Source organism: Neosynechococcus sphagnicola sy1 (genome assembly GCF_000775285.1).
GTDB classification, from domain to species: domain Bacteria; phylum Cyanobacteriota; class Cyanobacteriia; order Neosynechococcales; family Neosynechococcaceae; genus Neosynechococcus; species Neosynechococcus sphagnicola.
This window is the reverse complement of the sequence record NZ_JJML01000015.1, coordinates 123700-133531: the sequence shown is the minus strand read 5'-3', so window position 1 is coordinate 133531 and position 9832 is coordinate 123700. Positions and strand designations below refer to the sequence as shown.

13 protein-coding genes are annotated in these 9832 nt (G+C 43.4%); all 13 read right to left on the bottom strand.

Annotated features, from left to right (window positions below; translation table 11 throughout):
- The coding region (locus DO97_RS24970; RefSeq protein WP_204368521.1) for a hypothetical protein at nt 1–208 on the bottom strand (208 nt) is incomplete at its 3' end.
- Between the two features lie 27 nt (nt 209–235).
- A complete protein-coding gene (locus DO97_RS07245) occupies nt 236–631 on the bottom strand; it encodes a type II toxin-antitoxin system Phd/YefM family antitoxin (RefSeq protein ID WP_193365063.1) in 396 nt (131 codons plus the stop codon).
- Between the two features lie 545 nt (nt 632–1176).
- Nucleotides 1177–1596 (bottom strand): GFA family protein, encoded by a 420-nt coding sequence (locus DO97_RS07240; RefSeq protein WP_036532096.1) that lies wholly within the window; start codon nt 1594–1596, stop codon nt 1177–1179.
- Nucleotides 1597–1738: 142 nt separating this feature from the next.
- On the bottom strand, nt 1739–2374 hold the full coding sequence (locus tag DO97_RS23785; protein ID WP_162182956.1) for a hypothetical protein: 636 nt from the start codon (nt 2372–2374) through the stop codon (nt 1739–1741).
- 223 nt (nt 2375–2597) lie between these two features.
- Complete coding sequence (locus DO97_RS07230; protein WP_036532092.1) at nt 2598–3482, bottom strand: GGDEF domain-containing protein; 885 nt, start codon at nt 3480–3482, stop codon at nt 2598–2600.
- 174 nt (nt 3483–3656) lie between these two features.
- Nucleotides 3657–4628: a DNA cytosine methyltransferase gene (locus DO97_RS07225; protein ID WP_036532089.1), complete on the bottom strand. Its 972-nt coding sequence runs from the start codon at nt 4626–4628 to the stop codon at nt 3657–3659.
- 42 nt (nt 4629–4670) lie between these two features.
- Nucleotides 4671–5750, bottom strand: a complete 1080-nt coding sequence (locus DO97_RS07220; RefSeq protein WP_036532144.1) for a HindVP family restriction endonuclease — start codon at nt 5748–5750, stop codon at nt 4671–4673.
- 327 nt (nt 5751–6077) lie between these two features.
- Nucleotides 6078–6668: a GNAT family N-acetyltransferase gene (locus DO97_RS07215; RefSeq protein WP_036532088.1), complete on the bottom strand. Its 591-nt coding sequence runs from the start codon at nt 6666–6668 to the stop codon at nt 6078–6080.
- A 170-nt stretch (nt 6669–6838) separates the two neighbouring features.
- Nucleotides 6839–7396, bottom strand: a complete 558-nt coding sequence (locus DO97_RS20775) for a protein tyrosine phosphatase family protein (protein WP_052128483.1) — start codon at nt 7394–7396, stop codon at nt 6839–6841.
- Between the two features lie 102 nt (nt 7397–7498).
- Entirely contained in the window at nt 7499–7837 is a 339-nt protein-coding gene (locus DO97_RS07205) for a type II toxin-antitoxin system PemK/MazF family toxin (protein WP_156120479.1), read from the bottom strand.
- The gene (locus tag DO97_RS07200; protein WP_036532085.1) at nt 7837–8073 is read right to left on the bottom strand and encodes a hypothetical protein; all 237 of its coding nucleotides are present in this window, start codon (nt 8071–8073) and stop codon (nt 7837–7839) included. Before DO97_RS07200 ends, DO97_RS07205 begins: the two co-directional genes overlap by 1 nt.
- Before the next feature lie 232 nt (nt 8074–8305).
- Nucleotides 8306–9241, bottom strand: a complete 936-nt coding sequence (locus DO97_RS07195) for a GIY-YIG nuclease family protein (RefSeq protein ID WP_036532080.1) — start codon at nt 9239–9241, stop codon at nt 8306–8308.
- Between the two features lie 209 nt (nt 9242–9450).
- Nucleotides 9451–9756: a hypothetical protein gene (locus DO97_RS07190; protein WP_036532078.1), complete on the bottom strand. Its 306-nt coding sequence runs from the start codon at nt 9754–9756 to the stop codon at nt 9451–9453.
- Between the last annotated feature and the right edge of the window lie 76 nt (nt 9757–9832).

Genomic DNA, 9832 nt, shown 5'->3' with positions numbered 1-9832 from the left:
AGGTAAGTTGGAAAGTTCTTCCCCTGAGTTCATAAACTAATCCCGAGACTCCAGGCTTGACACCACAACAAGCCCCTTCAACTTCACCAGTCTGCCTGAGAACTTCTAGAACAGGCGCAAGTTCCTGCTCTACTGCCAGATCACAGAATGTACTTCTGTCAGAAAGTATGGTCTTAATTTGAGAATCAAAATACGTAAACTTTAACACTTCAATTAACTCCTCGTGCTGCAATAACTAGACCTGAATCTCAGAAGGAACAAACAAAACTTTATCTGCATCACCAATCAGTGGCAATGAAAGGTAATGCGTGAAGCGAGGCGATACAAATGCCACAACCCGCCTTTTATGAAACGTCAGATAGATACAATCTATTCCACCCAAAAGCCTCTCCCAGGATTCGGTTAGCTGATCACGAAACTCAGTGAGAGGAATCTCTTCACTGTTCTGAATACTAGGCTCACCCTCTTCTGAATTGAGAGCATCAATATCTTGAAGTGGAAGCAAAAAGGCTGCAACTTCACCATAGTGAGTACATACAATCCGCAAGTTACCCGACTGAACTTGCCGCCTAAGTTTTGGCAGCTTGACTCTTAATTCGGACATCGGGATTTGCTTAAAACTTTTGTTCATGTTTACTTGCCCTTCCCTACACCTCATAATGGCAAATCATTTTGAAACTGTCAATAGCGTCTTACGTTTTTTACATTTTAAGCCCAAGCCAGGGAATCAGCAAGGGGTGTAGGGTATCTTGCTTTGCGATGTTTTAAAAGTCTTTCAGGGTGTGTTTCACCACCCTAGCTACCTAGAAGCTAATACGAGAGAATCAGGGTTCCAGGGTTTGCGATCGCGCCTCTGAGTTGTATTTGAGGCTAAAGCCTACCCTTTTAAAACATCCTCTAATGGGGCGCGAGATAAGCGGAACTCCGACTTGAACGATGCGGAAGCATCGGACGACCAAGGAGTGAAGTGCAACGGAATCCGAAGGATTCTGCTTCATCGAGTAGTTGGGCAGATTGCGAGCTGAAGATTGGAGGTATAACAAACTCGATGAAGTCTCGCGCCCCATTGGGCGAGCAGGCGAGCCCCGCGAGCGATCGCCCAACGCTAAGTTGAGCGGCAATCAACCAACTCAAACTCAGCACCGAGATCTCCCAATTGTCCGCTCCAACGCCGTGTTATGTGCCTTCAATATTTTCACTTGAGGCAAATTTGGCGAATACTTCTGCTTCTGTCAAATTCAAGGTTTGATTGGCAAATTCATAGTAACTAGGTTTCATGTCTATAAAGATTTGCTCCTTGAACTCAAACTCAATGTCATTTTGAAAAAGACCTGCTGGAACAAAATATTCATTGGTAGCCGACAACTTGTAGAACATATGCGTACCGCATTCACCACAAAAAGCTCTTTCAGCCCATTCTGAGGACTTATACACTTTTAGTTTCTCAAAGCCATCTATCTGTACATCTGATCCGCAAGATACACCTAACGCTGGACTACCTCCCCATCGCCGACACATTCCGCAATGACAGGCATCTATGCTGGTTTTATCTGGCGTTCTGATGGTTATTGAACCGCAAAGACACTTACCATCCATTTCTACTTCCTCTATTGATCATCACAGCCTGATTTGGCACATAACGGTTGCGATCAGCGGTTGCAATAACCTTAAACTCAACACCAGTGGTTTTCTATAATCCGCTGCATCGCAATTGTTATGCTGCCGCAATACATTAGAACTAGTTGGTTACGATAATTCCATGGGGAGAACCATACTTCTCAGTAATTGCTACTAATGTTTTCCATTGCTCGCGTTCCTCATCTTCATCAATATAGGCATCGGCATCTTCATAACGAGGATCATGACGAGGAATAGAAGGTGGAAATAAACCTCCGATGGTTTCTAGGGACTCTGCAATTGCCAACATCATATTGGTCAAACTGGGAAACCACAACCTACACTTATCTTCTCCTTGCATCACAGGTGAGGTTGCAGTCTGAGTTTCTGAACCAACAATATATAACATGCCGTTTTCATAAGACACGAATGGGAAATATGCCGGATCATAATCATGAAAACGGTATTGTTCGGCTTCCTCAATGGATAGAAAGTGAATTAATTTAGTTGGTAAATAACGTTTAAGTGAAAAATGATATGTTGAATTCTTGTTATAAGAACCATCCCAGCCTTCAGGCTGGCGATCACCCGTTGGTGCACCTGCCCATTGATAATACTCATACGCTTCATCAGCAAGCTGAAACGGGAAAAAGCTGAGTTTCCTTTCGACTTCTTCCCTACTTCGACCTGTTCTTTCGATATTACAGTACGAACTGATTCTCTCAAGTGCTTCAGACATCACCGACATGTTTTTCATCCTTCTAGTTCAGGGTTAACAGTGCAGCAATTTATGTGCTGTAGCAAAGGATGCCAATCAGTCAACCGTTGTGTTTCTAGTATTCCTTCAACTTCAGAATGAGCAGCATAACGGCGAGCGTTACTGGTTTGGCGAACCCAGAAGCAACTTCGCCAACGGACGAAACTAAACAAAGAAACTACCCATGAGAAGAAGGCGTAAGCCAAATCCAGTGCACGCGATGTTAGCCCGGTTTTTGCTCATTAGATTCTCGAAATATTACAACTCGGTTTTCTGTTCTCTTTGCTTTATACATTGCTGTATCAGCATTTTTGAAAAGAATGTTTGCCGTTTCTCCATCTGTAGGATATATTGCAATACCAATACTTGCTTTTATAGAAAAAACTATTCCATTAAACTCGTAGGGTTCAGCAAGCCAATCTATCATTTTCTCTGCTAGGCGAGTCACGTCAGCTTCTTGCTTGACTTCTAACAATAGGCAAACAAACTCGTCACCTCCCCACCGGCTGACCATATCTTCATTGCGTACAGAAGATTGTAAACGGTTTGCCACCATCAACAGCACCTGGTCTCCCGCATCATGACCATAGGAGTCGTTAATATTCTTGAATTTATCGATATCAATAAATAGGACAGCGAGTCCCCATCCGCGTCTTTTTGCTTGAATCAAGCTGTGGTCGAGACCCTGTTCAAATAACACACGGTTTGGAAGGCCAGTGAGGGCATCTTGAAGTGCAAGTTTCTGTGCTTCTTCTTCTTTGATTTGGGATTTTGATAAATCATCGCGCACTTCGGCCAAGTCAGTCTTCGTATCAGCAAGTTCAGCTTCGATAACTATTCGATCAGCCAATTCTTTGGAAAGTTTGGCGTTAACTAGTTTCAAATCGGTTGCTGCTTTCGCAATCCTATGTTCAACGTCTTCATTTTGAGTGACGGCCTGTTTAATAACCTGAACAGGTATTTCTTCTTGCTTAAGAACTTTATTTACTGATGTAAGTTCACTCGCAGCTTTTTTGACAGTTTCTTTAATTTTCTCATTTTTCCTAAGCACATGGTCAAGTGAGGCTTTCTTAACGGATACCTTTTTGTTCGCATCTTTTGATTTCATAAGTATCTCTCTTTGTGTAAAACAGGCTAACGGTGAAGTTGTGCGGCGGCAGATCATCTCGAACTCTCACAGATAACCTCTGTACCGTCCGCACCAACGCAGTGTTAGGTTGCTGGCTATACTCAACTTTCATCTTAGAACAGTTATCGTATACCTTCAGGGGCTTTTCAATTACTAAACATTTCCGCTGTAACTACACGCCCGCTCAAATAATTTTAGCTGTAACTCAGGCGGAGAATATATAGTGCCTTTAGAACAATCCTCGGTATATTCAAGAATACAAGAGGCGACGTACTCAGCAAGTTTGACCGGAACAGCATTGCCAATCATTTGCTCTAAGTCTGATTTATTACCCTTGAACTTGAACGAATTAGGAAATGTCTGAATATAGCTTCGTTCAATTGTAGTTAAAGGTCGTAAGTCTTCATTGATTTCACAAGCATCTCCTTCATGCTTTTTGTATGTTTTAGGAATAGGACGATTTACACCTCGAATAGTTGGACTAGGTTCATGAATACTAAAAACTGCTCTTCTTTTATAGCTTCTAGGATGACGATAAAAATACTCAAGACCTAAATTTTCACCCAGGTAATCAAATACAGTCATAGGCTTATTTGACTGATTCTTCGCTAAATAAAAACTTAAAAAATCATCCTTGCCACCAAGTTGACCAATTAAAAAGTATCTTTTTCTAGCTTGTGGAACCCCGCAATAACTCGCATTTAAAATTGAAGAGGTTAAACCATATCCATTTTCTCTTAATTTTTTTAAAACCGTCTCTAAGATGCGGCTTTTCGCAATCCTCTCTACATTTTCCATGACAAACCAAGAAGGCTTGACGTGAGAAATAATGTTTGCAAAATCTAGGGTTAAGTCTGCTCTGCCAAGACCTTCATCTCTTTTGCCTGCGCTTGAGAAATCCTGACATGGAGGACCACCAATGATAATTTCTGGATTGAATTTGGCAATGGCTATATATGCTTCTTTCTCTGAAAGATCTTTCTTGAAAATAGGATGCTGAAAATTATCTTCATACACTTCAATTGCTGGCAACCAGGAGTCAAAAGCGGCTATTATATCAAACCCAGCATTTTGAAATCCGAGCGACATTCCTCCGCAACCAGAAAATAGATCTACTGTTCTCATTCTTAAAGATCCAACTTTAGAAGTCATAAGCTATACGTTCTACTAGTCGAACAAATCAGAAGAGTTATAGATTATGGCATCAAACCTTCTCTCTGGACTCAACAAATTTTGACCTCCACCTAAAATAATTTCTTTGATTTCGTTCTTCTGAATTCTTGGCATTCTTAATACTTCTGATCTCATATAGGAATTTGTAAATCTTCCACTAACCGAAAAAGCTTTATCATTCTTTGTGTTGTACGCAATGTCAACAATTCTTCCATAATTAAACTGAGATTGCAGGCTAAAATCATGAATCATTTTAAAGAGCCAAACAACAGCACGAATATGTCTACCAATAGTTATTGTTTGAGTCGGTTTGCTATCCAATCTACTTGAGTCTAGGATTAGTTTTATAAAAGCAAGATTGCTCCAAACAAACACATCTAAGCAGTTATCTGCAAGCTTGGGAGATTTACCTATGGTTTTCCATATAGGCTGCATTATGGAAGGTTTCTGCTCTTCCAGCATTGTCAATATGATCGCTTTAATAGAGTCAAACATATTGGCGAGATGGGGTATTACTTCTAGAGGTTCTGTCCAATCATTGATTTCTTCAAAGTTCCCTACAATCAGATTTTGTAGTAAATTGATGTTCTGTACAAAATGTTCAGCAATACTACAAGCTAAATAGGCAATAGTATCAGGTCTGACGACTATTTCACATCCATAAAGGCTTTCATCTAGGAAATCACACGTTGAGTTGTCCGGCAAAGCTGTTAATTTTACTTCAATTGCCTGGAGGCAAACTCCAGTGTCTCTTTGTTGAGTAACTAAATCTGCTCTCGGAAGGGCACCAATCAAATATCTCTGGTACGGAGTAAATTGAGTTTCAAAAGCATAAAAAACATTTTCTGAGTCTGGGTTAATTCTGTAAAAAGAATCTGTGCTAATACTTGAATGCTCAATCTCTAGATTTGAGTTGAGCTTAATATAGATGTTGTCAAGATTTTTATTGTACAGGTAAGAACAGAGAGAAGCTGGAAACGAAGTGTTGAAACAATTCTTGCCCCAAGCTTCCTTTTGAGTAAAGTCTCGATTGGAATACCTTATTGCAAATAATCCAGGCTGCTGGTTCGGGATATCTGTTAAAAGCACAAGCTACAACTACTGAAACGACTCAAGGAGCTAGTTTACTCTGAATCAGACATATTGGCTAAATTGGATCGATTGTACTATGAATTATCGCAATATCCCAGATCCCTTGATGATTCTCAACCCAACCATCACAGCTAATCACTAAAACGCAGAACTCAGATAGAGGACTTTGTGTACTGTCTTACCAGCTAGATGAAGCGACCTAACGGTGAAGTGCAGCGGCGGCAGACAAACTCGAACTCAGCACCAGTAGCTTTCTTCCGTCCGCTGCCACGCGGTGTTAGGCATACATTTATGTCAAGTAGATTTTAGTTAGTTCAAAGCCTGTATAACCATGTTGTAACCTGTTTTTACATTAGTTCTAATGAAGCCCAAACGAGCATAGAACTGCTGCAAGCTAATTGGTGCATTAACGTACATTGGAAGTAAGCCTCTTTGCAAAATATTCTGAATTAAATTACTACCTACGCCTCTATAACGATGACTAGGAGTAACATACACTCCTAACAGAGCTGAATAATCTTCCCGAGAAGCTATCAATGCAGAACCTACTACCTGTTCCTGGTATAGTGCAATGACAAGTATTCTTTCGTTTTCTGAGAATAGATCGTATATAAAACCAAATTGAAAGAAACCAACCCATCCTAAAAAGAACAAGACGAAAAAAATAAGTATATAAAACCAATGATTTATTGGAAATATAAAAGCTACAAACAGGAAAGTAAGACCTAACAGAATAAGAAAACCGAGAGTATAAGGATGTAGTAAGACCATTACTAATTTGGCATAGGAAGGCTCCTCCTCACGCTCCAAAACCAGCAATCTATAAACCGCCCACCTATCTACTTGGTTGTTGGCTGAACGAATTGTGTAGCCAGGTGGAAGAATGAACCCATGACTCATGGCTGATAAACATTAGCAGTTTAATTAGCTTAACGCTTCTGTCTGATGACCCAATACATCATCCTTGGCAAGAGGGAGATTTGTATGCCTAACGTTGCGGCTAACCGGCGCGCGCAAGGAGGCGAAGCCGACTGGAGCGCGTCCGGTTGAGCCGCGGGTTAGGCCACATTCTAATAGGGTTCGAAGTCAATTCCAGCTTTTCGCAGCTCGGTAACGAGCAGTTTCTTCCAAGGGCCCTCCGGGGACCAGACCTTGGCAACTGCTTGGTAGGCTTGGTCTGGCGCTTCGTGGTCTACGATCACGCGATACAGGAATGTCATGCTTGACGCGCGCATGTTGACTTGGCAGTGAACCAGTACCTTTCGGTCACGGATTTTGTTCATCGCCGTGACGAATGATTCGCAATCGGCCTCGGTTGGCTTGCCGAACGGAATCGGGATGTTGACGAAATCCAGGCCTTGGCTGCGGATAATCTCTGCCTCGCCGGCGACTGCGTCATGAACCGTAGGTGGTGCCAGGTAAATGACTGCACCGAAGCCTTGCGTCGACAACTTTGATAATGCCTCCCGTGTAGGTTGACCTGAAGTGACCAGCGATGCCGAAATTGGAACGACGTTTGGGGCCTGAATGATCGAGTCAGTCGCGAGTGCACTTCCGACGACAACCGCGCCACAAGTCAAAGCGAGCCAGACGGCTGTTTGAAGGCATTGGCGCACCGCACTGTTCATTCTGTGGGGCCTAACGTTCCCGCTCACCGGACGCAGATGGCCTTGAATACTCAACCGACCAACTTGCAGCGTTCCGGTGCAGCGACTTGTTAGCTGGCGTTGCTACAGATACAAGATTGTTCGTAGTCCATCATCTATCTCCTCCTGCAAGCCGCTTGGTAGGGAACCAATACATTCAACCAAGAATGTTTTATCGACTGTGAGAATTTGAGATACATTAGCGACTGAATCTCTAGACAAGCCTGTTGCTCCTTGCGGTAACAATACATTGCCTGGAGCTTCTGCCAACTGAATATTTGAAGTGATAATGACAACGATGACTGTATTGATACGGCTTTGAGTAAAGGTATCATCTTGAACGACTAAAACGGGACGGCGGTATCCAGGCTCTGAACCTACTGGATCAGGTAAATTCGCCCACCAAATTTCCCCCCGATACATTACCAATCCTCACGTGGGAGAGACATATATTGCATCTTTGCTATCGTAGGATCTAGTTCAGAAGACTCTTGGGAGTAAACTTGGTTCAGCTTGTGCAAGATTTGATTACGGTTGTACTTTTTCAAATATGCTTGCAACGCTTTCGTGTAAAGCTCGCTGCGTGACAATCCCAACTGTTGGGCCAGTGCTTCCGCCTCATCAAAAACTGAATCTGGAAGGGAAATTGCAGTTTTCATAGCGATCTTAACTGAAATTCCTACTCTTCAGTTATACCTTGGTTATACCGAAACTGCAAGAACCAGCGCAGGTAAATACCAGCAGATAGCCTTTCTGTACCCCCCAGCCCAAAATCGAAGCCAGCTAACGGCAAAATGCAGCGGCGGCAGACAACCTTGGCAACACCACAAGCGGCTTCGTCCGTCCGCTGCCATGAAGTGTTGGGCTGCTGCAACTAGCAAGAGTATTGGATTAGAACCCCAGCATTGGTACTGGATCACTATCGATAGCACATACTGTAGGATACTGCTCTTGTAAATGCGAATGCTTCGATAGCAAAGTTTGTAGCTGATGGTCAGTTAAACAAAGGATTTCCACCCCACTAACAGTAAAAAATTGTGCGCCACACTCTAAGGGAAATAATTTTTGACCAATTCCCGAACTGCGAGCCAATTCTAGTCTCTCAGTAAAGGACATGGCTCTCACTTCTTGTCGCATAGCTTCGTACTCAGGCATAGGAATTGAAGTCCATGCACCAAAGCGTTTCTCTGCCATAACTTCATACATACTGGGATTGTGCATAATGCGTTCTTCAAACCAGGGAATTAGCCGAATTTCGATGCCGTTACATCTTGTCCACCAATGAGCACCATCTCTGCGTCGAACAACCTCTGTCCATCTAAATAGACTATTTGGCTTTCTTGTAATCGCCTGTAAGGTCTTACGAAGAGTGGTTGTTGCAAGTCGTATCTCTCTGTAATCAGCCAAGTAACCTAGGATCAGTGTTTTCAGGTGTTTGTCACTGGCTGGACATACCCCAAAACCAAGTACTCGTTCGTTCAATTTCTTCAGCGACAGCGTGAGCATCTGAAAGCTAGGAACTATCTGTCGCTCTGGTACTTTTGTTTGGTTTAAGGTCGGGCAGTAATACTCAATGTACTGCCGCTCAAGATCATTAAGCTGATTCTGAGCGCAACCAAGCCAAAATAACTTGACTTCGCATCGTTTATTGACTGCTTCAAGCTGTGGCAAACGATGATGGTTTTGCCAACGACTTCGTAGATTTGTTGCTAATCCAACATAAAGAACTTGATCACGAGCGATCGCAAAGTAAATTGCAGAACACTCAGGCAATCTTTGCCTCTCTGATAATTTCAGGTTTGGTAACGTACCGAATTCTTGCAGCACTGCTTTAGTTGGTTCATCGACTGTCTTAACTTATAGAACCCAATCTATATGACCAACTGAACATCCCGCACCCAACAGACAGTCTTTCGGTTACTGTCCCCACAGATAACACAAAGCGGCCCAACGCCGCAGTTCAGCGGCGGCGCGCCCGCGATACCTTGTCACCGTCCGCTGCAACTGCTTGTTATACGCGGGCATGGAGGGACCGCTTACTCCGACACGCCGAACTCGATTTGATAGTTACCCTCGCCGTCGCTCCGTTTCACCGGCACATCAGGCGCTTCCACATCGACTATGCGTATTCTCAATTCATCGCCGATCGCCATGCGCTCAGGTTCGTACGAGAGGGTCGCGAGGCCACCAGGACTATCGTTCGGAATAGCGACGAAAGTATTGAGACTTGCGACTGGTACGAAGCGATCGCCTCCCCAGAGCATTAGCTGCACCGATTGCGCATCTACATGACCCGCCACGTATCGGCGTTTGCCGTTCACGGTTACCTCAAAGGCTAGCATTGCGTGCTCCCCGCGAGCGCGTGATTGAGCGACAAGGGGTCGGACTTCTGAGAAGCGTATAACGTTCCCCTTCAGC